The following is a 20,810-nucleotide window of genomic DNA, read 5'->3' as shown; positions in this document are numbered from 1 at the left end:
CGCCGCTCCATAAAGCGCATTGCTTTCGTTTTGAACTTCGACAGGAGACGACCATAGCCCGACCCCCAATGCCCGCCGCCCAGGCCCCGACCCGCGACGGCCCGCGCATCAACGACGAGATCCGCGTCCCCCAGGTCCGCCTGATCGACCAGCACGGCGAGATGCAGGGCGTGATGACCGCCCGGGAAGCGCTGATCCGCGCCTATGATGTCGGCCTCGACCTGGTCGAGATTTCGCCGAACGCGGTGCCGCCTGTATGCAAGATCCTCGACTACGGCAAGTACAAGTACGAGCAGCAGAAGAAGGCGAACGAGGCGCGGAAGAAGCAGAAGATCGTCGAGCTGAAGGAAATCAAGGTCCGTCCGAACATCGACGACCATGACTACGACGTGAAGATGCGCCAGATGAAGACCTTCATTTCCGAAGGCGACAAGGTGAAGGTGACGCTGCGGTTCCGTGGCCGCGAGATGGCGCACCAGGACCTTGGCGTGAAGGTGCTGGATCGCATCCGGACGGAACTGGCGGAGACGACGAAGGTCGAGCAGTTTCCGCGGCTGGAGAACCGGCAGATGATCATGGTGCTCGCGCCGAAGTAGCGCTCCTGCCGGCCACCGCTCCGGCTAAGGGTCGGCGGCAGGTCTCGGCCGTCGAGTCAGTCGGCCCATGACTCGTCCGCCGTAAACACGATCGTCAGCCAGCGATTGTGGCTTTCGTCGCCGATCGCCTCGCCGATCTCATCTCTCAGCGTGTCCCAAGCCTCGATCGTCCTGGCCGGCATGCCGGACGGGACGATGAAATAGAGCTCGATCTGGGTCGATCGGCCGACCTTTGCGACATAGGCGCGGTACGACAGGAAGCCCTGCCGGGCCACGGTGGCGGCGGCCACGGCATCGACATGCGCCTTCAGCGTGTCCGGCGTCATCAGCAATACGTCGGACAATGCGCGCCGCACGGTCGCGATCGGCATCGGGATCAGCACGAGGCACACCAGCGCCAGAACCGCGGGATCGATATATGGCATCAGCCAGCCGACCCGCGTCCCCTCGATCAGCAGCCCCCCGATGAACGCAACCAGCAAGGCGGCAGTGATTCCGGCCGACATCAGCCACGCCGTGACGTCCAGGGCGATGAACTCCGAACGGATTGTCCGGTTCGCCCAGCGTCCGAAGGTCGCCATGGCAAGGCAGGCGACGAGGGTCACAACTGCATAGATGATGGCGTAGTCGAACAGCAGCGTGTTCCCGCCCGCCAGCAGCTTTCCGATGGCGGTGATCAGCGCGTAGGCCGATACCCCCATCAGCAGCATCCCGTTCGCTCCGAGAACGATAGGTTCCAGGTGCCAGAAGCCGACGGAGAACCGGTCGCGCAGCCTGCTCGAGCGCATCGTGTCGGTGGCGTAACTGGTGATCAGCCTCGCGACGATGAGGGCAAGGAGGCTCATGCCCGAATCCATCAGCGAATAGGCGCCGTCGAAGGCTATCGAGGAGGATCCCGATACGATGCCGAAGGCGATCCCGAAGGCGGCGACGCAGATGGTGACGCCGATCGATGCTTTCAGGACATTCTGTTCGGTGCGCATGGTGATCACTCGGGTCAGCGAGGGGGCCAGCAACATCGCCCGCATCGCAGAACGCTGCCAGACGGCTGGCCGCGGTCCTGCGTTCGGAGGGGGACGAAGCATGTGATCGCATGGGCCGAGCGGCGCCTGGTGTCGTTACCCGGACACCACCGGCCTCTTCCGGCGGGTCCGGCTTGTCCCATCTCGCCTTCCTTGACCCTGCCGGGGGCCGGCGCTATGTCCGCGGCATCCAGGTTCACCCCGAACCGCCCGGTCCGGCCCCCGATGGGTTGGACTCCGCCGCTCCGCGAAGGCTCGCGCAGCGGCGCAAAAGCGTTTGGGGTGGGCCAAAGCGTGATGAAGGACTGAACGGACCGCCCGATGTTCGAGGCACTCTCCAGCAAGCTCAACGGGGTCTTCGACCGGCTGCGCCGCCGCGGCGCGCTGTCGGAAGCCGACGTGACGGAAGCGCTGCGCGAGGTTCGCGTCGCGCTGCTGGAAGCCGATGTCGCGCTGCCTGTCGTCCGCGACCTGGTCAACAAGGTCCGCGAGCGTGCGGTCGGGCAGGAGGTGATCCGCTCCGTCTCCCCCGCCCAGCAGGTCATCAAGATCGTCAACGACGCGCTGGTCGAAGCGCTTGGCGGCGGGGAAGCCGATGACGGCAAGCGCGGCATCGACCTGAACGCGCCTTCGCCCGTGCCGATCCTGATGGTCGGCCTGCAGGGCTCGGGCAAGACGACGACCTCGGGCAAGATCGCGCTGCGGCTGCGCACGAAGGACCGCAAGAAGGTCCTGCTCGCCTCGCTCGACGTGCATCGCCCCGCCGCGCAGCTGCAGCTGCAGACGCTGGCGCAGCAGGCGGAAGTGACGTCCCTGCCCATCGTCGCCGGCCAGTCGCCCATGCAGATCGCCATGCGCGCGATGGATGTGGCGCGGCGGGAACTCTACGACGTGGTGGTGCTCGACACCGCCGGCCGCCTCGCGATCGACGAGGCGCTGATGGAGGAGGTGGCGCAGGTCAAGCTCGCCACCAACCCGCACGAGACGCTGCTCGTCGTCGACGCCATGACGGGCCAGGACGCGGTGAACACCGCCAAGGCCTTCCAGGACAAGGTCGGTGTCACCGGCATCGTCATGACGCGCATCGACGGCGATGCGCGCGGCGGCGCCGCACTTTCCATGCGCGCGGTCACCGGCGCGCCGATCAAGCTGCTCGGCGCTGGGGAAAAGCTCGACGCGCTCGAGGACTTCCACCCCGACCGCATCGCCTCGCGCATCCTCGGCATGGGCGACATCGTGTCGCTGGTCGAAAAGGCCGCGGCGAACATCGACCAGGCGGAGGCCGAGAAGCTCGCGGCCCGGATGCAGAAGGGCCAGTTCACGCTGGAGGACTACGCGTCCCAGCTGAAGCAGATCGGCAAGATGGGCAGCCTGCAGGGCATCCTCGGCATGCTGCCCGGCGTCGGCAAGATCAAGCAGCAGCTCAACGACGCGAACCTGGACACGGCGATCCTCGGCCGCCAGGCGGCGATCATCTCCTCCATGACGCCGCGTGAGCGCCGCACGCCGGAAATCCTGAAGGCGTCGCGCAAGAAGCGCATCGCCGCCGGCTCGGGCACTTCCGTTCAGGAGGTGAACAAGCTGCTCAAGCAGTTCGACGACATGTCCGCGATGATGAAGCGGATGAACAAGCTCGGCCAGAAGGGGCTGATGCGTGGCGGGCTCGCCGCGCTGCTCCCCGGGGCCGGAAACAAGCGACCCTTCTAGAAGACGACAGACGAAAGGAAGCCTCATGGGCCTCAAGATCCGCCTTGCCCGCGCCGGTGCGAAGAAGCGCCCCTACTACCACATCGTGGTGGCCGACAGCCGCTCGCCCCGCGACGGCCGCTTCATCGAGGCCGTGGGATCCTACAACCCGATGCTGCCGGCCGAGCATGCCGAGCGCGTCCGCCTGAAGAACGAGCGCATCACGCACTGGATCAGCCAGGGTGCCGTCGCGACCGACCGCGTGGCGAAGTTCCTCGGCAAGGCCGGCCTCGCGCCGATGCCGGTGTTCCGCGAGCAGCCGAAGCAGTCCGCGCCGAAGAAGAAGGCGCAGGAGCGCGCCGCGGCCGCCGCCGCCGCGGCTGGCTGAGGCACGCCGCGCGGGGTGACGTGACGTGGCGGGCAAGCGCGTGATGGTGGGCGAGATCGGCAGGCCGCATGGCGTGCGCGGGCTCGTGCGCCTGCGCGCCTTCACCGAGGACCCGTCCGCCATCGCGCGCTATTCGCCTCTGACCGATGAGAGCGGGACGCGCCGCTTCGTCCTCACCCTCAAGGGCGGTGACATCGCCGCCATCGAGGGTGTCGCCGACCGCGACGCGGCGCAGCGCCTGACCGGCACGCGCCTGTATGTCGAGCGCGACCGCCTGCCGCCGCCGGAGGATGAGGAGTTCTACCTCGCCGACCTGATCGGCCTCGCGGCCATGACGGAAGGCGGGGCGCGCCTCGGCACCGTGCGCGCGGTGGAAGACCACGGCGCGGGCGCCTTCCTGGTGGTCGAGGGGGAGGGGCGCGAACATCTGCTGCCCTTCACCCATGCCGTGGTGCCGGTGGTCGACATCCCCGGCGGCCGCGTGACCGTCGTGCTGCCGGACGAGATCATCGTCGCGCCGAGCAAGGAGGAGGACGCGGCATGAGCTGGCACGCCTCCGTCCTCACGCTCTTCCCGGACATGTTCCCCGGGCCGCTCGGCCTCTCACTCGCCGGGCGTGCGCTGCGCGATGGGCTCTGGCGGCTGGAGCCTACCGACATCCGCGGCTTCGCCACGGACCGCCACCGGACGGTGGACGACACGCCGGCCGGCGGCGGGGCGGGCATGGTGATGCGCCCGGATGTGCTGGACGCGGCGATCGCGGGCGTGATGCCGGCGGACGACGCCAGGCCGCTGATCTACCTCACGCCGCGCGGCCGGCTGCTCGACCAGGCGATGGTGCGCGGCCTTGCCGCGGGCCCCGGCTGCGTCCTGCTCTGCGGCCGCTATGAAGGCGTGGACCAGCGCGTGATCGATGCGCGCGCCATGATCGAGCTCTCGATCGGCGACTATGTGCTGAGCGGGGGGGAGACGGCGGCACTCGTGCTTCTCGATGCCTGCGTGCGGCTGCTGCCCGGCGTGATGGGCGCGGCCGACAGCGCGGCGGAAGAAAGCCACGGCGCCGACGGCCTGCTGGAATACCCGCACTACACCCGCCCGGCCGAATGGCAGGGTCGGACCATTCCGGACGTGCTGCTGTCCGGCCACCACGCGGAAATCGCGCGCTGGCGCCGGGCGGAGAGCGAGCGGATCACGAAGGAGCGTCGCCCCGATCTCTGGGCGCGGCATGAAGCGAAACCGGCCGGCGCGGGGGGCATGGACGGCCGCCCCGCCGCCGCCTAAACGAACCCGAAGAAAGGAACCTGTCATGAACCTGCTGCAGCAGTTCGAGGCCGAGCAGATGGCCCGCCTCGCCGCCGCCCGCGCCGTGCCGGACTTCGCGCCCGGCGACACGGTGCGCGTGATGGTGAAGGTCGTCGAAGGCGAGCGCACCCGCACCCAGGCCTATGAGGGCGTGGTGATCGCGCGCTCGAACAAGGGCGTGAACAGCAACTTCACCGTGCGCAAGCTGAGCTATGGCGAGGGCGTGGAGCGCGTCTTCCCGCTGTACTCCCCGAACGTGGCCGACATCCAGGTGATCCGCCGCGGCAAGGTGCGCCGCGCGAAGCTGTATTACCTGCGCGGCCGCACCGGCAAGTCGGCGCGCATCGCCGAGAAGCTCGGCATGCGGACCGAGGCCGCCAAGCCCGCCGCCACGACCGAAGCCTGAACCATCCAGGGGTGCCGCGGTACGCGCGGCGCCCCTCGCGCACTGCCCCGGGGGAAAGCGATGTCAGCGCAGAAGCCGCGCACCTTGTTCGACAAGATCTGGGACGCCCATGTGGTGGAGACGCTCCCCGACGGCACGGCGCTGCTCTACATCGACCTTCACCTGACGCATGAGGTGACTACGCCGCAGGCCTTCGACGGGCTGCGCGCGGCGGGCCGCAAGGTCCGCCGGCCGGATGCGACGCTCGCGGTGGTGGACCACAACATCGCCACCGACGACAGCCGCCGCACCGGCATCGTGGACCCGGAAAGCCGCCTGCAGGTTGAGACGCTCGAGAAGAACGTCGTCGAGTTCGGCGTCCCCTACATCCCGCTGCTCGACGACCGACAGGGCATCGTGCACGTGATCGGGCCCGAGCTCGGCCGTTCGCTGCCGGGGATGACGATCGTCTGCGGCGACAGCCACACCTCGACGCATGGTGCGATGGGCGCGCTCGCCTTCGGCATCGGCACGAGCGAGGTGGAGCACGTGCTCGCCACGCAGACGCTGCTGCAGAAGCCGGCGAAGAACATGCGCATCAGCGTCGACGGCAACCTGGCCTTCGGCTGCACGGGCAAGGACATCATCCTCGCCATCATCGGGCGCATCGGCACGGCGGGCGGCACGGGCCATGTGATCGAATACGCGGGCGACGCGATCCGCGCGCTCGACATGGCCGGGCGCATGACGGTCTGCAACATGACGATCGAGGGCGGTGCCCGCGCCGGCATGGTCGCCCCCGACCAGACCACCTTCGACTACATCGCCCGCACACCGAACGGCCCGAAGGGCGACGCGCTGAAGCGCGCGATCGAATGGTGGAGCACGCTGCCCTCCGATCCCGGCGCGCATTTCGACACCGAGATCCGCATCGACGCCCATGCCATCGCCCCGCAGGTCACCTGGGGCACGAACCCGGAAGCCGTGCTGCCCATCACCGGCGTGGTGCCGAACCCGGCCGATGTGGCGGATGAAGCCAAGCGCGCGCAGATGCAGCGCATGGTCGACTACATGGGCCTCGTCCCGGGCCAGCGGCTGCAGGATCTCAAGGTCGATGTCGTGTTCATCGGCTCCTGCACCAATTCGCGCATCGAGGATATCCGCGCTGCCGCCGCGATCGCCAAGGGCCGCCGCGTGGCCGATGGCGTGCGCGCCATGGTCGTGCCGGGCTCGGGCCTGGTGAAGAAGGCGGCGGAGGCCGAAGGGCTCGACCGCATCCTCAAGGAAGCCGGCTTCGAGTGGCGGGAGGCCGGCTGCTCCATGTGCCTCGGCATGAACCCGGACAAGCTTACGCCGGGCCAGCGCAGCGCGAGCACGTCCAACCGCAACTTCGAGGGGCGCCAGGGCCCGGGCGGCCGGACGCATCTGCTCTCCCCCGCCATGGCCGCGGCCGCCGCGATTTCCGGCCACCTGGCCGATGTGCGCGACTACCAGCCGAAGGAAGCGCTGTGATGCAGGCCTTCACCAAGCTCACCGGAATCGCCGCGCCGCTGCCCAAGGCGAACGTCGATACCGACCAGATCATCCCGGCGCGCTTCCTGAAGTCGATCTCCCGCCTTGGCTTCGGGAAGAACCTGTTCGCCAACTTCCGCTTCAAGGAAGACGGCAGCGAGAACCCGGACTTCGTGCTCAACCAGGAACCCTACCGGCGCGCCGAGGTCCTGATTGCCTTCGAGAATTTCGGCTGCGGATCCTCGCGCGAACACGCGCCCTGGGCGCTGCTCGACTTCGGCATCCGCTGCGTCATCGCGCCCGACTTTGCCGACATCTTCCACAACAACTGCTTCAAGAACGGCGTCCTGCCGGTGCGGCTTCCGAAGGAGGTCTGCGCGCAGCTGATGGAGGATGCGAAGCTCGGCGCCAATGCCCGCATCACCGTCGACCTCGAGCGCGAGGTGGTGGTGCGCCCGAACGGGGAGGAAATCCCCTTCAAGATCGACCCGCTGCGCCGCCACCTGCTGCTGAACGGCCTCGACGACATCGGCCAGACGATGCAGCACGCTCCGGCGATCGACAGTTTCGAGGCGCGGCAGAAGGCCGCGCAGCCCTGGCTCTACGCCTGACCTGAAGCCATTCCCGGGCGGCGGTCCCACCCGGGGCGCCGTCCGTCCTTCCAGAGGACGCCTGCGACCATGGCCGCCAACAAGAAGCTTCTCATCCTGCCGGGCGACGGCATCGGCCCGGAGGTGATGCGCGAAGTCCGTCGCGTCATCGACTGGATGTCCCGTCGCCGGGCCATCTCCTTTGACATGGAGGAAGGCCTGGTCGGCGGCGCGGCGATCGAGGCCGAAGGCAGCCCCTGCCCGGACGTGACGGTCGAGAAGGCGAAGGCCGCGGATGCGGTGCTGTTCGGCTCCGTCGGCGGCCCGCGTTGGGACAGCCTGCCCTTCGACCAGCGCCCGGAGCTCGGCATCCTGCGCCTGCGCAAGGATCTCGGCCTGTTTGCCAACCTCCGCCCCGCGCTCGTGCTCGACGCGCTGGTCGATGCCTCTTCGCTCAAGGCCGACATCGTGCGCGGCGTCGACATCATGGTCGTGCGCGAATCGACCGGCGGCGTCTATTTCGGCGAACCCCGCGGAGTCGAGACGCTGCCTGACGGCAAGCGCCGCGGCTTCGACACCGACGTGTATCATGAGGATGAGATCGCCCGCGTCGCGCGCGTCGCCTTCGACCTCGCCCGCAAGCGCCGCAACAAGGTGACGAGCGTCGAGAAGGCGAACGTCATGCAGTCCGGCCGCCTGTGGCGCGCCGTGGTGGGCGAAATCCAGAAGGCGGAATATCCGGACGTCGAGCTCGAGAACATGTACGCCGACAACTGCGCGATGCAGCTCTGTTCGCGTCCGAAGCAGTTCGACGTCATCCTCGGGAACAACCTGTTCGGCGACGTGCTGTCGGACCTGGCAGCGGCGCTGACGGGCTCGCTCGGCATGCTGCCCTCGGCGACGCTCGGCGCGGTCGACCCGGTCACCGGCAAGCGCCACGCGCTGTACGAGCCCATCCACGGCTCGGCGCCGGACATCGCGGGCAAGGGCATCGCGAATCCGCTCGCGCAGATCCTGTCCTTCGCGATGCTGCTGCGCTGGTCCTTCGCGCTCGACGAGGATGCGACGCTGCTCGAGACCGCGGTCGCCAAGGTGCTTTCGGGCGGCCTGCGCACGGCGGATATCATGCAGCCGGGCATGGCGCGCGTCGGCACTTCGGTGATGGGCGAGGCCGTCGTGCGCGAACTCGACAAGATGGCGGCCTGAAAGCGCAGCGGAGGGGTTGCGTCACCGCCGCCTCTCCGCTATTCCGCCCGCCTTGCCGCTGTGGCGGCTGCGCGCCCGTAGCTCAGCTGGATAGAGCACCAGACTACGAATCTGGGGGTCAGAGGTTCGAATCCTTTCGGGCGCGCCATTCGCCACCGGGCAGCATCAGCGCCCGTAGCTCAACTGGACAGAGCACCAGACTACGGATCTGGGGGTTGGGAGTTCGAATCTTCCCGGGCGCGCCAAGGCCCCGGGTGGTCTGCAACCCGCCGCTTCGCCGTGAAATACCACCGAACGATCCGTACAGCGATCGAAGTTCCGGCATGAAACCGTGCGCGCCTGCGCCAGGCGATGCTGAATGACAAGTCTGTAATTGGGATCATCTCGGCCTAAATCAGTCGGGTGATTATCCAAGGTGTTCCCGAGATCGAGGCTGGCTGGGCGCTCTTCCTCGATCTCGACGGCACCCTTCTCGATATCGCGCCCAGCCCGGATGCGGTCCGCGTGCCGCCCGGCCTCATCGCCACGCTGGGGCTGCTCACGCACCGCCTCGACGGCGCGCTCGCTATCGTCAGCGGCCGCGCGCGGGAGACAGTGGACCGTCTTCTCGCGCCGCTGCTGCCCGCGGGCGGCTTCGGCCATGGGGCGGAACTGCGCGACAGCGCCGGCCGCGCCATCCCTGCCGGGGATGTGCCGCGCCCGCCGCCGCACTGGCACGCGGCACTGGCGCGCTTCGCCGCGGCGCATCCAGGACTGCTCCTGGAAGCGAAACCGCATGGCCTCGCGCTGCATTACCGTGCCGTGCCCGCGGCGCGCGACGCGGTGCGCGCGGCGATGCTCGCCCTGCTGGCCGGGGAGGCGACCGGCTTCGACCTGCTGCCGGCGCATATGGCCTTCGAGATCCGCCCGCGCGTGGCGACCAAGGGACGCGCCGTCGAAGCGCTGATGGGCACGCGGCCCTTCGCCGGCCGCCGCCCCGTCTTTGTCGGCGACGACGTGACGGATGAGGACGGCATGGCCGCCGCGCGCGCCATGGGCGGGCTCGGCCTGCATGTGGGCCGGGACTTTTCCGGCGGCCCGGCCGCGGTGCGCGCCTGGCTCGCCGGCGGAACAGGGAAGGGAGGACGCGATGCAGGGGCTTGATCTGGCCGTCATCGGCAATTGCGCGGTCGCGGCGCTGATCTCCCCGCGCGGCCGGCACGAATGGTTCTGCTTCCCGCGCCTCGATGCGGAACCCGTGTTCAACGCGCTGCTCGGCGGCGTCGGACCCGAGCGCGGCTTCATGGACATCGAGCTGCGCGACCTCTCGCAATGCGCGCAGGGCTATCTGCGCAACACGGCGGTGGTCGAGACGCGTCTGACCGATGCGCGCGGCGGGGCGCTGCGCATCCTCGACCTCGCGCCGCGCTTCCGGCGCTTCGGGCGGATGTACCGCCCGCCCGCGATCGTGCGGCGGATCGAGCCGCTGGCGGGCCGGCCGCGCATTCGCATCCGCGTCCGCCCGTCCTTCGCCTATGGGGCGGATGCTGGGCGCGTCAGCCTCGGCAGCAACCACATCCGCTACATGGGCGGCGAGGCGGTGCTGCGCCTGACCACCGACGCGCCGCTCACCTATGTGGCGGAGGAAGCGGAATTCGCGCTCGACCGTCCGCTCAACCTCATCCTCGGCTCCGATGAGAGCCTGCCGGAAAGCCCTGACGCCGTCGCCCGCCAGGCGATCGCGGAGACCGAGGCCTATTGGCTCGACTGGGTGCGTGGGCTGAATCTGCCCTTCGACTGGCAGGAGGCGGTGATCCGCGCCGCCATCACGCTGAAACTCTGTTCCTTCGAGGATACGGGCGGGATCGTCGCGGCGCTGACCACCTCGGTGCCCGAGGCGCCGGGCAGCGGCCGCTGCTGGGACTACCGCTTCTGCTGGCTGCGCGATGCCTTCTTCACCGTGGGCGCGCTGAACCGGCTGAACGCGACGCGCACCATGGAAGGCTTCCTCCGCTACATCATGGACGTGGTCCCGGAAGGCACGGAGGGGCCGATCCCGCCGCTGTTTCCCATCGCGCCGGGCACGCCGGTGGAAGAACGCATCGCTGCCGCACTTCCCGGCTTCCGGGGCGATGGCCCCGTGCGCATCGGCAATGCCGCGGTCGCGCAGCGGCAGAATGACGGCTACGGCGCGATCGTCATGGCCGCGACCCAGATGTTCTGGGACCAGCGCCTGGAGCGCACTGGGGATGTCGCGCTCTATCGCCAGCTCGCCTCGCTCGGACGGCTCGCGGAACGCGACGCCTTCGTCCCCGATGCGGGGCTGTGGGAGTATCGCGGCCGCGCCGTCGCGCACACCCACTCGGCGGCGATGTGCTGGGCCGCACTCGACCGGCTCGGCGCCATCGCGCGGCATCTCGGCCTGGATGCCGAGGCGGAGGACTGGGACGCGCGCGCGACCGCGTTGCGCACGCGCATCCTCGATGCCGCGACGGTGCCGGGGGAGGGATGGATCTCCGGCGCGCTGGACGGGGAGCGGGTGGCGGACGCCTCCACCTTCCTGCTGCCCGAGATCGGCCTGATCCGCGCGACCGACCCGCTGTTCCTCCGCACGGTCGAGGAACTGGAACGCCGCCTGGTGCGCGACGGCATCGTGCTGCGCTACGACCACGCCGATGATTTCGGCACGCCCGAGGTCGGCTTCCTGGTCTGCACCTTCTGGTACATCGACACGCTGGCCCGCACCGGGCGGCGGGAGGAAGCGCGGCGGCTGTTCGAGCGCGCGCTGTCCTGGCGCAACCATGTCGGCCTGCTGGCCGAGGACGTGCACCCGGGCACCGGCGCGCTGTCGGGCAATTTCCCGCAGACCTATTCCCAGGTCGGGCTGATCCTGTCCGCCATGCGCCTGTCGCGATCCTGGGAGGACGGGCTATGGCGCGCCTCGTGATCGTGTCCAACCGCGTGCCGCTGCCGCGCGCGCGGGGGGCGGCGAGCGCGGGCGGGCTGGCCGTCGCGCTGCAATCCTTCGTCGCACCCGGCACGCTGTGGTTCGGCTGGTCCGGCCGCGTGATGGAAGAGACCGTAACGCGGCCGAGCATCGTCGAGGCCGACGGCGTCACCTATGCGACCATCGACCTCGGGACGGAGGATTACGACCGCTTCTATGTCGGCTTCGCCAATTCGTCGCTGTGGCCGCTGCTGCATTTCCGGCTCGGGCTGATGCGCTACCGGCGGGAGGATTTCGCCGCCTACCTCTCGGTCAACGCCACCTTCGCGGCGGCCCTGATGCCGCTGCTGCGGGACGACGACCTGGTCTGGGTGCACGACTACCACCTGATCCCGCTCGCCACGGCGCTGCGTGCGCTCGGCTTCAAGGGACGCATCGGCTTCTTCCTGCACATCCCCTTCGTGCCGCCCTCGGTGCTGGACGCGCTGCCCCCCGCCCGCGGCCTGATGGAGGCGATGTGCGACTTCGACGTGGTGGGTTTCCAGACCGAGACGCACAGACAGGATTTCCTCGACTGCGCCCGCCGCTTCGCGGGCTTCGCCGTGGAGGGGGAGGAGGTGGTGACCGATCGCCGCCGCGTGCGCGCCATCACCGACCCGATCGGCATCGACGCGGCGGGCTTCGCGCGGCTCGCCGCACGCTCCGTCGGCACCGCCTATATCCAGCGCGTGCGGGAAAGCCTGGTCGGCCGCGCGCTCGCCATCAGCGCGGAGCGGCTCGACTATTCCAAGGGCCTGCCCAACCGCTTCGAGGGCTTCGCCCGCCTGCTCGACCGCTTCCCGCAGCACCAGCGGCGCGTCTCCATGCTCCAGATCGCCGCGCGCTCGCGGGAGGACGTGGCGGAATACCAGGCGCTGCGGCGGGAACTCGACAGGCTCGCCGGCGACATCAACGGCCGCTTCTCGGCCTTCGACTGGGTGCCGCTGCGCTACATGACGCAGACCGTCGCGCGCACGAAGCTCGCCGGCCTGTTCCGCATGGCGCGCATCGGCCTGGTCACGCCGCTGCGCGACGGGATGAACCTCGTCGCGAAGGAATATGTCGCGGCCCAGGACCCGGCCGATCCGGGCGTGCTGATCCTCTCCCGCTTCGCCGGCGCGGCGGAGGCGATGCCCGATGCGCTGCTGGTCAACCCCTACGACCCGGACGAGATCGCCGAGGCGATGCACGCAGCGCTCGAGATGCCACTCGAGGAACGCCAGGCGCGCCACGCGGCGCTGCGGCGGTCCGTCTTCGACGTGACCTCCGCCCGCTACTGCACCGCCTTCGTCGAGGCGCTGGCCGCCTGACGGAAATCCCCCGGCGCCAAGGCGCCGAGTTCCGTCAGCAGCATCGGCCAGGCGCGCAGCCCTTCCTCCAGCGATGACAGCCGGAAGAACTCGTTCGGCGCGTGGATGTCCTCGTCCGGCATGGCGAAGCCGAACATCAGCGTGTCGAGGCCCAGCATCTCCTGGAACACGGCGGTGATGGGCAGTGTGCCGCCGATCCGCGCGCGCACCGGCGGGCGGCCCGAAAGCCGTTCCAGCACCCGCTCGGCCGAGGTCAGCAGCGGGTGGCCGTCGCGCAGCGTGAAGGCGGCCGACCCCGGGCCGCTCTCCTCGAAGGCCAGCGTCACGCCGGGTGGCGCCTTCGCCAGCAGGTGGTCGCGCATCACGGCCTGGCAGCGCGCCGGGTCCTGCCCGGGGCCGAGGCGCATCGTGATCTTGGCATGCGCCTCGCACGGCAGGACGGTCTTGTTGCCCGCCCCGGTGTAGCCGCCCCACATGCCGTTCACCTCGATGCTCGGCAGCAGGGTCAGGCGTTCCTGCACCGCATGCGCCGGGTCGCCCCAGGGGGTTGCGCCGATCGCGGCGTAGAACTCGGCCTCGTCCACCGCGAGCGCCGCCGCATCCGCGCGCTCGCGTGGCCCGATCGGCGCGAGGTCGTCCATGAAGCCGGGGATGGCGATGCGCCCCGCATCGTCGTGGAAGGTCGCGACCAGCCGTGCCATCTCGTGCAGCGCGTTGCGCACCGCCGCGCCGAAGCGGCCCGAATGCAGGTCCTTCGCCGCGGTGCGCAGCGTGAAGCGCAGCGCGGTCAGCCCGCGCGATCCGACATTGATGCAGGGCAGGGACGTGCTCGCCCGCCCGCCATCGGCCGAGAGCACGGCATCGGCCAGCAGCGACTCGCGGTGCCGCTCGATCAGCGTGCGGATCGACGGGCTGCCCGTCTCCTCCTCCCCTTCGAGGAAGAAGCGGATGTTCACCGGGCAGCCGCCGGCGGCGAGGAACTCCGCCACCGTCTCGATCGCGATGAGCGTCGATCCCTTCACGTCCGACGCGCCGCGCGCATAGATCCGCCCGTCACGGATCGAAGGCTCGAAGGGCGGGGTCTTCCACAATTCGAGCGGGTCGGGCGGCTGCACGTCGTAATGGCTGTAGACGAGGATGGTCGGCCGCCCCGGCGCGCCATCCCAGGCCGCGGTCACCGCCGGCTGGCCGCCGCCATCCAGCAGCCGCACATCCGACAGCCCCGCCTCCCGCAGCCTGGCCATCAGGAAGTCCCGCGTCGCGTCCATCCCCGCCGCATAGGCCGGGTCGGTGCTGACGCTGGGCAGGCGGAGCAGGGCCTTCAGCCGCTCCAGGATTTCCCCCTGCCGCGCCACCAGGCGCTCCGCCACCGCTTCGCTCATCGCGCATCCCCCGCATGTGCCGGGGCAGCCTAGACCCGTCGGCGGGGCGGTTGCAGAGTGCGCGGGACAGAAACGGGAACCCGGGATGGAACGTCCACCGACCGCGGCCGCGCGCCGCGCCGCCTTTCGCGCGATCCTGGCGGGGGGCGCCTGCATCCATCCCGCCTCCGTGCATGATCCGGTCTCGGGGCGCATCGCCGCCGATCTCGGCTTCGAGGCGGCGATGTTCGCGGGCTCCGTCGCCTCGCTCGCCGTGCTCGGCGCGCCGGACCTGATCCTCGTCACGCTCACCGAGTTCGCCGAGCAGGCGCGTCGCATCTGCCGCGCCGGGGCGCCGCCGCTGCTGGTCGATGCCGACCATGGCTACGGCAATGCGCTCAACGTCATGCGCACGGTCGAGGAGCTGGAAGCCGCCGGCATCGCGGCGCTGACGATCGAGGACACCGACCTGCCCCGCGCCCATGGCGGGGGCGAGCCCGGGCTGCTGAGCCTCGATGCCGGCCTGGGCAAGATGCGCGCGGCCGTCGCGGCGCGGCAGGAAGCGGGGCTCGTCGTCGTCGCGCGCACCAGCGCGCTGAACCTCGTCAGCCTGGACGAGGCCGTGCGCCGTGCGGCCGCCTACGCCACCTGCGGGGCGGATGCGCTGTTCTTCACCGGCGTGAACGAGTGGGAGCAGCTCGCCGCCATCCAGGCGGTCTCCGGCGGGTTGCCGATCATCCTCGGCGGCACGCCACCCAAGATGAGCGACCGCGCGCGGCTCTCCGCCCATGGCGTGCGCGTGGCGCTGCAGGGCCACCAGCCCTTCGCCGCCGCCGTCGCCGCGCTGCACGCCACGCTCAAGGCGCTGCGCGACGGCACGGCGCCGGCCGACCTTCCCAACATCGCCCCCGCCGCGCTGATGAAGGCGGTGACGCGGGAAGGCGACTACGCCGCCTTCACCCGCGACTTCCTCTGACCCCGGACGAGACCACCCATGCCCGTCAATCCCGAGACCCTGGCCGCGCTGCAGGACAAGTACCTGGTGCTGCATGAATTCGTGCGCGCCGCGAAGAACCGGCTCGACGCCAATATCTGGGACTACCTGGTCGGCGCGACCGAGACCGAGGCCACCATGCGCCGCAACCGCATGGGCATCGATGCGCTGGCACTGCGCCCGCGCGTGCTGCGCGACGTGTCCGAGATCGACACCTCCTCCACCCTGTTCGGGAAGAAGGTGCGATTGCCGGTGCTGCTCGCCCCGGTCGGCGGGCTCGAATTCATGGCGGTCGGCGCCAATGGCGCGGTGACGGCAGGCGAGGGTGCCTCGGGCTTCGGCGTGCCGATCATGCTCTCCTCCGTCTCCAAGCCGGGGCTGGAGGAGGTCGCGGCCGCCGCGACGGGGATGAAGATCTACCAGCTGTACGTCCGCGGCGACGCGGCATCGGTCGAGGACAGCATCCGCCGTGCCCAGGACAACGGCTACGACGCCTTCTGCCTGACGGTCGACACCGCCATCTACAGCCGTCGCGAACGCGACATCGCCCGCCGCTTCGCCAAGCCCTGGCGCGCGACGGCGACCGGCGACGCGCAGCGCTACCAGGCCGCGCTGAACTGGGACGACGTGAAGCGCATCAAGGACGCGCATCCCGCCATGCCGCTGATCCTCAAGGGCATCGGCACGGGGGAGGACGCGCTGATCGCCTGCCAGCACGGCGTCGAGGTGGTGTACGTCTCGAACCATGGCGGCCGGCAACTCGATGCCGGGCGCGGGTCCATCGAGGTGCTGCCGGAGGTGGTGCAGGCCGTCGCCGGCCGCGCCAAGGTCTGGGTCGATGGCGGCTTCTCGCGCGGGACGGACATCGTGAAGGCGCTGTGCCTGGGCGCGGAATGCGTGGGGCTCGGGCGGCTGTACTGCTACGCGCTGGCGGCCGATGGCGCGGCGGGCGTGGTCCGGCTGCTGGAAATCCTCGAGAACGAGTTCCGCTCGGCGCTCGGCCTGCTCGGCGTCACCTCGGTCGGGCAGCTCGGGCCGTCCTTCGTGGCACCCTCCACGCCCACCAACCTGCCGCATGTGCACAGCGCCTTCCCGCTGCTGCGGCTGGACGATTCCGGGTATTGAGCGCCACCGGCCCGGAGCGAAGTCCCGTCCGCGACCTGCTCGCGGACGGCGCCTTCGTCCGCCTCTGGGCCGCGGGCGGCATGACCAACTCGATGCGCTGGGTGGAGATGCTCGTCAGCGGGCTCTTCGCCTATGAACTGACGGGATCGGCCTTCGCCGTCTCCCTCGTGCTGATGTCGCGCGCGCTGCCGATGCTCACGGCCGGCGCGCTGGCCGGCGCGCTGGCGGAAAGCCTCGACCGCAAGCGGCTGCTCATGGCGGGGCAGGCTGCGACGGCGGCCGGCGCCATCGTCATCGCGATCCTGTCCGCCACGGGGCAGCTCGCGCTGTGGCACCTGTTCCTGAACGGGCTGCTCGGCGGGCTCGTCTGGACCAACGAGCTGGCCACGCGCCGGCGCATGGTCGCCGAAGCGGCGGGGCCGCATCGCATCGTCCAGGCGGTGGCGTTCGACACCATGACGGGCAGCACGACGCGCATGGTGGGACCGCTCGCGGGCGGCATCTTCTACCAGACGGTCGGCGTCACGGCGGCCTATGTCATCGCCTCGGCTATCTACGTGCTCGCCTTCCTGCTGGTGATGGGCGTCGCGCACACGCAGGAACGGCGCAGGCTGATCGCCAGCCGGCTGGTGGGGGATGTGGCGGAGGCGCTGCGCATCGCGCTGTCCATGCCGGCGCTGCGGCTCGTGCTCGGCGTCACGATCGCGATGAACGTCTTCGGGTTTTCCTACACCGCGATCCTGCCGGCCTTCGGTGCGATCGCCTTCCAGGCGAGCCCGGTCGAGATCGGGCTGCTCGCTGCGGCCGAGCCCTTCGGCGCGCTGCTCGCGGGGCTGGCCATCGCGCTGCGGCGCGGGCCGCCGCCGGGGCGGCTCGCCTTCGCGCTGGGCTCGGCCGGCTTCCTGGCGGTGCTCTGCGTCGCGGCACTCGCGCCGGGGCTGTGGATGGCGGCGCTGCTGCTGATGCTGGGCGGCATCGGCACGGCCTGCTTCGCGAGCCTGCAGACCGGGCTGGTCATGATGCAGGCGCCGATCGAGGCGCGCTCGCGCATCCTTGGCCTGACCACGACCTGCATCGGGATGGGGCCGATCGGCGTGCTGGTGGTGGGCGCGCTGGCGGATGGCTTCGGGCCGCGGGCGGCGATCGCGGGGATGGCGATGGCGGGGCTGGCGGCGCTGGCGATTGCCGCGGTCCTGTCGCGACGGTGAGCGTCAATTCATGTTGACAATCACTTTTTCTTGAATCTGATCCAAACGTCCAAAGGAAGAAGTAACCTGCGGAGCGAATAGCCTTCACCGCGTGGTGCGTCCCGCCGCGTAACACCCACGGCCAGGCGCAACGGAGGCCCCATGGACACGATCGACGCCCGCCAGCGGATCCTGATCATCGAGGACGAAACCCTCGTCGCGATGCTTGTCGAGGATGCGCTGCAGGAGGCCGGCTTCGGCGTGATCGGCCCCGCGCGCACGGTGGCCGAGGCGATGAGCCTGCTCCAGGGCGAGCGCCCGCACGCCGTCGTGCTCGACCTCAACCTGGCGGGGGAGTGTTCCGGTGGCGTGGCGGACCTGCTCGCCGCTCGCGGCATCCCCTTCGTCGTCGCGACCGGATACGGTGCGGCGGGCGTGCCGGCGAACCACCGCAACGCCCCCGTCCTGCCCAAGCCCTATGACCCGGCCGACCTGACGGCCGCCGTCGCGCGTCTCTGCCGCGTCCCCTGAGCAGCCCGCCGCCGGGGCTTGCATCCGCGCCGTCCCGTCGCACGTAATCGCGGCGAGGAGATCGCGATGACCGAGGACGATGTCCCGACGACCGGGGCGGTGCGCGAGAAGCTGATCCGCACCAAGGAAAAATGGGCCGAGGAAGGCCGGCTGCTGACCGGCACCACCGCCGACCCGGCGCGCGACCGGCTGCCGCCCGGCCAGACGCTGGTGAAGGACTGGCCCGTGCTCGACCTCGGCGTGCAGCCCGACGTGGCGCGCGAGAAGTTCCGCCTCAGGGTCGAGGGGCTGGTGGAGGACCGCCTCGCCCTCGACTGGGACGCCTTCATGGCGCTGCCGCAGAGCGAGATGGTCTGCGACATCCACTGCGTGACGCAATGGAGCCGCTACGACAACCGCTTCACGGGCGTGAAGGTCGCCGACATCCTGGCGCTGGCCCGCCCGAAGCCGGAAGCGCGCTTCGTCAGCCTCACCTGCTACGACGGCTATACGACGAACCTGGCGCTCGAGGATTTTGCCGCCCCGGAGGTGATGTTCGCCCATGGCTGGGAAGGCCGGCCGCTGGAACGCCAGCACGGCGCGCCGGTGCGCCTCGTGCTGCCGCGGCTGTATTTCTGGAAGAGCCCGAAATGGATCACGCGGGTGGAATTGCTCGCCGCTGACCGGCCCGGCTTCTGGGAGGTGCGCGGCTACCACAATCGCGGCGATCCCTGGATGGAGGAACGCTATGGCTGATCTCTCCCGCCGCGCGCTCGCCGCGCTGCCGCTGATCGCCGCCATTCCCGCCGGGGCGTCGGAGCCCGACGCCTTCTCCTTCCGCTTCGCCTCGCTCGAAGGCGGCGAACTCGACCTCGCCGCCTGGCGCGGGCGCGTGCTGCTCGTCGTCAACACCGCGTCCTTCTGCGGCTTCACCCCGCAATACGCCGCGCTGCAGCGGCTGCATGACCGATATGAGGCGCGCGGCCTCGTCGTGCTCGGCGTCCCGTCCAACGACTTCAACCAGGAAGCCGGCAACGCCCGACAGATCCGCGAATTCTGCGACGCGCAGTTCGGCATCGAGTTCCCGATGGCCGGGCTGACGCGCGTGCGCGGCGTGCAGGCGCATCCCTTCTTCCGCTGGGCCGGCGTGCGGGCGGGCGGGGAACCGCGCTGGAACTTCCACAAGTACCTTGTCGCGCGCGACGGGCGCCGCGTGCAGGGCTTCGCCACGCGCATCGAGCCGGAGAGCCGCGAGATGATCCAGGCGATCGAGGCCGCGCTCGCCGCCCCTACGGCCTGAGCAGCGGCGCGAGGCGCGGGATGAAGGCGACGCATTCCGCGTCCTCCCGCCCGATCGTCATCACCAGCTGCCCGCCTTCGAAGAAGCAGCCGGACCGCCACATGCCGGCGACCCGGCCATCGGCATCGGTGTAGACGCCCTGGCCGTGGGGGAAGTCGTCCTCCCACAGTCCTTCGTAGCGGCCGCCGCCGGGCCAGACATGCACGCCGTGGCCGTGGAAGTCGTTGCGGCGGAAAGCGCCGTCGTAGCGCTCGTTTTCGCCGTATTCGTACCAGCCCTGTCCTTCGAGCCGCCCGTCGCGGAGCGTGCCGCCGAAGCGTTCCACCTCCGCCCGCCCATTCTCGGTCCAGCGCCAGACGCCCTCGCCCTCGCCATCGGCCGGTCCGGCGGGGCAGGGGCCTGTGAAGGCGAGCGTCTCGCCCTCCTTCGGGTTTTTGTTCCAGAGCCAGCAGCCGCTGTCCTCGGCCACCGACCATCCGGGCCGGCCGGGGACGGCGCGCTCCGCCTCGGGCGGCGCCGGCGGGCGGGCCAGGGCGGCCGGCGCCATCAGCAGGCCGAGCAGAAGAACACAGGCGAGGCGGCGCGGCATGGGGGCGATCTCCGTCGGCGAGTTCATCGAAGCCGTTGTGCCGCCGTTCCGGCAAGCCCCGCGCTCAGGTGAGCCGCGCGAGCAGCGCTTCCACCGCCGCCTCGAACATCTCCGGCGTCAGCCGCCGGGTCGAGGTGTTGTACCGGCTGACATGGTAGGAATCGGCCAGCATCAGCCCGTCCGGCAGCACATGGATCGCGCCATGCGCGAAGGCGTGGCGCGATGCCGGGATGCCCTTGGCGCGCAGCAGCGCGTTGTGCGCGACGACCCCCAGCGCAAGCACCGCGCGCAGCCCCGGCATCGCGGCGAGTTCCGCCTGGAGGAAGCCGTTGCAGGTCCTGATCTCGGCCGGGGTGGGCAGGTTCTCGGGCGGCACGCAGCGCACCGCGTTGGCGATGCGGCAGCCGGTCAGCTCCATGCCGTCATTCGGGTCCTCTCGGAATTCCCCGCGCGCCTGGCCGAACTTCAGCAGCGTCCCGTAGAGCAGCCGGCCGGCATAGTCGCCGGTGAAGGGCCGCCCCGTCCGGTTCGCCCCGCGCACGCCGGGTGCGAGGCCGAGCACCAGCAGCGGCGCGTCGCGCGGCCCCCAGGACGGCACCGGCCCGTTGTGCCAGGCGGGATTGGCCGCGCGGTTCGCGGCGCGATAGGCCACCAGGCGCGGGCAGAGCGGGCAGTCATGCGCCGGCGCTGCGCTCAAGCCTCGGGCTCCGGCACCACGGCATCGGCATAGGGATCGGCCGGCGTCGCGCGCGTCGGGCGTGGCGCGGGGGGAGACGGAAGAG

At 70.3% G+C, this 20,810-nt stretch carries 22 protein-coding genes and 2 tRNA genes; 20 read left to right on the top strand and 4 right to left on the bottom strand.

Going from position 1 to position 20,810, the window contains the following annotated elements:
- The first annotated feature begins 68 nt into the window (after window positions 1–68).
- Window positions 69–596 (top strand): translation initiation factor IF-3, encoded by a 528-nt coding sequence (gene infC, locus HW577_RS04935; RefSeq protein ID WP_198374954.1) that lies wholly within the window; start codon window positions 69–71, stop codon window positions 594–596.
- A 56-nt stretch (window positions 597–652) separates the two neighbouring features.
- Here the strand turns inward: infC and HW577_RS04930 are convergent, their stop codons facing one another.
- A complete protein-coding gene (locus HW577_RS04930) occupies window positions 653–1,615 on the bottom strand; it encodes a cation diffusion facilitator family transporter (RefSeq protein WP_232474684.1) in 963 nt (320 codons plus the stop codon).
- A 324-nt stretch (window positions 1,616–1,939) separates the two neighbouring features.
- On the opposite strand from HW577_RS04930, the gene ffh reads away from it, so the two are divergent.
- From ffh to HW577_RS04865, 13 genes are all read left to right on the top strand, one after another.
- Window positions 1,940–3,325: a signal recognition particle protein gene (gene ffh / locus HW577_RS04925; protein WP_198374953.1), complete on the top strand. Its 1,386-nt coding sequence runs from the start codon at window positions 1,940–1,942 to the stop codon at window positions 3,323–3,325.
- 25 nt (window positions 3,326–3,350) lie between these two features.
- Window positions 3,351–3,692, top strand: coding sequence for a 30S ribosomal protein S16 (gene rpsP, locus HW577_RS04920; RefSeq protein WP_198374952.1), 342 nt, complete (start codon window positions 3,351–3,353; stop codon window positions 3,690–3,692).
- 43 nt (window positions 3,693–3,735) lie between these two features.
- Window positions 3,736–4,236 carry a ribosome maturation factor RimM gene (rimM, locus tag HW577_RS04915; RefSeq protein ID WP_232474686.1) on the top strand — a complete coding sequence of 167 codons (501 nt, stop codon included), beginning with the start codon at window positions 3,736–3,738 and terminating at the stop codon, window positions 4,234–4,236.
- Window positions 4,233–4,973, top strand: coding sequence for a tRNA (guanosine(37)-N1)-methyltransferase TrmD (gene trmD / locus HW577_RS04910; protein ID WP_198374950.1), 741 nt, complete (start codon window positions 4,233–4,235; stop codon window positions 4,971–4,973). The genes rimM and trmD overlap by 4 nt, the downstream gene beginning before the upstream one ends.
- A gap of 25 nt (window positions 4,974–4,998) precedes the next feature.
- A complete protein-coding gene (rplS, locus tag HW577_RS04905) occupies window positions 4,999–5,400 on the top strand; it encodes a 50S ribosomal protein L19 (protein ID WP_198374949.1) in 402 nt (133 codons plus the stop codon).
- A 60-nt stretch (window positions 5,401–5,460) separates the two neighbouring features.
- Window positions 5,461–6,891 carry a 3-isopropylmalate dehydratase large subunit gene (leuC, locus tag HW577_RS04900; protein WP_198374948.1) on the top strand — a complete coding sequence of 477 codons (1,431 nt, stop codon included), beginning with the start codon at window positions 5,461–5,463 and terminating at the stop codon, window positions 6,889–6,891.
- Window positions 6,891–7,502, top strand: coding sequence for a 3-isopropylmalate dehydratase small subunit (gene leuD / locus HW577_RS04895; RefSeq protein WP_198374947.1), 612 nt, complete (start codon window positions 6,891–6,893; stop codon window positions 7,500–7,502). Before leuC ends, leuD begins: the two co-directional genes overlap by 1 nt.
- Before the next feature lie 69 nt (window positions 7,503–7,571).
- Window positions 7,572–8,687: a 3-isopropylmalate dehydrogenase gene (leuB, locus tag HW577_RS04890; protein ID WP_198374946.1), complete on the top strand. Its 1,116-nt coding sequence runs from the start codon at window positions 7,572–7,574 to the stop codon at window positions 8,685–8,687.
- A gap of 71 nt (window positions 8,688–8,758) precedes the next feature.
- Window positions 8,759–8,835 (top strand) — tRNA-Arg (locus HW577_RS04885).
- A 20-nt stretch (window positions 8,836–8,855) separates the two neighbouring features.
- Window positions 8,856–8,932 (top strand) — tRNA-Arg (locus HW577_RS04880).
- A gap of 157 nt (window positions 8,933–9,089) precedes the next feature.
- Window positions 9,090–9,830, top strand: coding sequence for a trehalose-phosphatase (otsB, locus tag HW577_RS04875; protein ID WP_332837445.1), 741 nt, complete (start codon window positions 9,090–9,092; stop codon window positions 9,828–9,830).
- Window positions 9,817–11,613 carry a glycoside hydrolase family 15 protein gene (locus HW577_RS04870; RefSeq protein WP_198374945.1) on the top strand — a complete coding sequence of 599 codons (1,797 nt, stop codon included), beginning with the start codon at window positions 9,817–9,819 and terminating at the stop codon, window positions 11,611–11,613. Before otsB ends, HW577_RS04870 begins: the two co-directional genes overlap by 14 nt.
- Window positions 11,598–12,962 carry an alpha,alpha-trehalose-phosphate synthase (UDP-forming) gene (locus HW577_RS04865; RefSeq protein ID WP_198374944.1) on the top strand — a complete coding sequence of 455 codons (1,365 nt, stop codon included), beginning with the start codon at window positions 11,598–11,600 and terminating at the stop codon, window positions 12,960–12,962. The genes HW577_RS04870 and HW577_RS04865 overlap by 16 nt, the downstream gene beginning before the upstream one ends.
- Here HW577_RS04865 and HW577_RS04860 read toward each other — a convergent pair.
- Window positions 12,926–14,344, bottom strand: coding sequence for a M20/M25/M40 family metallo-hydrolase (locus HW577_RS04860; RefSeq protein WP_198374943.1), 1,419 nt, complete (start codon window positions 14,342–14,344; stop codon window positions 12,926–12,928). The two genes, HW577_RS04865 and HW577_RS04860, sit on opposite strands and share 37 nt — an antisense overlap.
- 85 nt (window positions 14,345–14,429) lie before the next feature.
- Here HW577_RS04860 and HW577_RS04855 point away from each other — a divergent pair, with 85 nt between their 5' ends.
- The 6 genes from HW577_RS04855 to HW577_RS04830 all read left to right on the top strand — a co-directional run bounded on the left by HW577_RS04855 (window position 14,430) and on the right by HW577_RS04830 (window position 19,439).
- Window positions 14,430–15,299, top strand: coding sequence for an isocitrate lyase/PEP mutase family protein (locus HW577_RS04855; RefSeq protein ID WP_198374942.1), 870 nt, complete (start codon window positions 14,430–14,432; stop codon window positions 15,297–15,299).
- Window positions 15,300–15,317: 18 nt separating this feature from the next.
- Window positions 15,318–16,442, top strand: a complete 1,125-nt coding sequence (locus HW577_RS04850) for an alpha-hydroxy acid oxidase (protein ID WP_198374941.1) — start codon at window positions 15,318–15,320, stop codon at window positions 16,440–16,442.
- The gene (locus HW577_RS04845; protein ID WP_198374940.1) at window positions 16,439–17,650 is read left to right on the top strand and encodes an MFS transporter; all 1,212 of its coding nucleotides are present in this window, start codon (window positions 16,439–16,441) and stop codon (window positions 17,648–17,650) included. Before HW577_RS04850 ends, HW577_RS04845 begins: the two co-directional genes overlap by 4 nt.
- A gap of 141 nt (window positions 17,651–17,791) precedes the next feature.
- Window positions 17,792–18,160: a response regulator gene (locus tag HW577_RS04840; RefSeq protein WP_198374939.1), complete on the top strand. Its 369-nt coding sequence runs from the start codon at window positions 17,792–17,794 to the stop codon at window positions 18,158–18,160.
- A gap of 66 nt (window positions 18,161–18,226) precedes the next feature.
- Complete coding sequence (locus tag HW577_RS04835) at window positions 18,227–18,895, top strand: sulfite oxidase-like oxidoreductase (RefSeq protein WP_198374938.1); 669 nt, start codon at window positions 18,227–18,229, stop codon at window positions 18,893–18,895.
- Window positions 18,888–19,439, top strand: coding sequence for a glutathione peroxidase (locus tag HW577_RS04830; protein ID WP_198374937.1), 552 nt, complete (start codon window positions 18,888–18,890; stop codon window positions 19,437–19,439). Before HW577_RS04835 ends, HW577_RS04830 begins: the two co-directional genes overlap by 8 nt.
- On the opposite strand, the gene HW577_RS04825 is transcribed toward HW577_RS04830, so the two are convergent.
- Window positions 19,429–20,028, bottom strand: a complete 600-nt coding sequence (locus HW577_RS04825; RefSeq protein ID WP_198374936.1) for an MORN repeat-containing protein — start codon at window positions 20,026–20,028, stop codon at window positions 19,429–19,431. The two genes, HW577_RS04830 and HW577_RS04825, sit on opposite strands and share 11 nt — an antisense overlap.
- A gap of 64 nt (window positions 20,029–20,092) precedes the next feature.
- On the bottom strand, window positions 20,093–20,725 hold the full coding sequence (locus HW577_RS04820; RefSeq protein WP_198374935.1) for a uracil-DNA glycosylase: 633 nt from the start codon (window positions 20,723–20,725) through the stop codon (window positions 20,093–20,095).
- Window positions 20,726–20,810: the final 85 nt, after the last annotated feature.

This window comes from Neoroseomonas rubea (genome assembly GCF_016106015.1).
GTDB lineage: Bacteria > Pseudomonadota > Alphaproteobacteria > Acetobacterales > Acetobacteraceae > Neoroseomonas > Neoroseomonas rubea.
This window is presented reverse-complemented; position numbering and strand designations above follow the sequence as displayed.

Excerpts from the sequence above, each read along its gene's own strand:
- infC (WP_198374954.1), top strand. The coding sequence starts at position 69 with ATGCCCGCCGCCCAGGCCCCGACCCGCGACGGCCCGCGCATCAACGAC.
- HW577_RS04930 (WP_232474684.1), bottom strand. The coding sequence starts at position 1,615 with ATGTTGCTGGCCCCCTCGCTGACCCGAGTGATCACCATGCGCACCGAA.
- ffh (WP_198374953.1), top strand. The coding sequence starts at position 1,940 with ATGTTCGAGGCACTCTCCAGCAAGCTCAACGGGGTCTTCGACCGGCTG.
- rpsP (WP_198374952.1), top strand. The coding sequence starts at position 3,351 with ATGGGCCTCAAGATCCGCCTTGCCCGCGCCGGTGCGAAGAAGCGCCCC.
- rimM (WP_232474686.1), top strand. The coding sequence starts at position 3,736 with ATGGTGGGCGAGATCGGCAGGCCGCATGGCGTGCGCGGGCTCGTGCGC.
- trmD (WP_198374950.1), top strand. The coding sequence starts at position 4,233 with ATGAGCTGGCACGCCTCCGTCCTCACGCTCTTCCCGGACATGTTCCCC.
- rplS (WP_198374949.1), top strand. The coding sequence starts at position 4,999 with ATGAACCTGCTGCAGCAGTTCGAGGCCGAGCAGATGGCCCGCCTCGCC.
- leuC (WP_198374948.1), top strand. The coding sequence starts at position 5,461 with ATGTCAGCGCAGAAGCCGCGCACCTTGTTCGACAAGATCTGGGACGCC.
- leuD (WP_198374947.1), top strand. The coding sequence starts at position 6,891 with ATGCAGGCCTTCACCAAGCTCACCGGAATCGCCGCGCCGCTGCCCAAG.
- leuB (WP_198374946.1), top strand. The coding sequence starts at position 7,572 with ATGGCCGCCAACAAGAAGCTTCTCATCCTGCCGGGCGACGGCATCGGC.
- HW577_RS04870 (WP_198374945.1), top strand. The coding sequence starts at position 9,817 with ATGCAGGGGCTTGATCTGGCCGTCATCGGCAATTGCGCGGTCGCGGCG.
- HW577_RS04865 (WP_198374944.1), top strand. The coding sequence starts at position 11,598 with ATGGCGCGCCTCGTGATCGTGTCCAACCGCGTGCCGCTGCCGCGCGCG.
- HW577_RS04860 (WP_198374943.1), bottom strand. The coding sequence starts at position 14,344 with ATGAGCGAAGCGGTGGCGGAGCGCCTGGTGGCGCGGCAGGGGGAAATC.
- HW577_RS04855 (WP_198374942.1), top strand. The coding sequence starts at position 14,430 with ATGGAACGTCCACCGACCGCGGCCGCGCGCCGCGCCGCCTTTCGCGCG.
- HW577_RS04850 (WP_198374941.1), top strand. The coding sequence starts at position 15,318 with ATGCCCGTCAATCCCGAGACCCTGGCCGCGCTGCAGGACAAGTACCTG.
- HW577_RS04840 (WP_198374939.1), top strand. The coding sequence starts at position 17,792 with ATGGACACGATCGACGCCCGCCAGCGGATCCTGATCATCGAGGACGAA.
- HW577_RS04835 (WP_198374938.1), top strand. The coding sequence starts at position 18,227 with ATGACCGAGGACGATGTCCCGACGACCGGGGCGGTGCGCGAGAAGCTG.
- HW577_RS04830 (WP_198374937.1), top strand. The coding sequence starts at position 18,888 with ATGGCTGATCTCTCCCGCCGCGCGCTCGCCGCGCTGCCGCTGATCGCC.
- HW577_RS04825 (WP_198374936.1), bottom strand. The coding sequence starts at position 20,028 with ATGCCGCGCCGCCTCGCCTGTGTTCTTCTGCTCGGCCTGCTGATGGCG.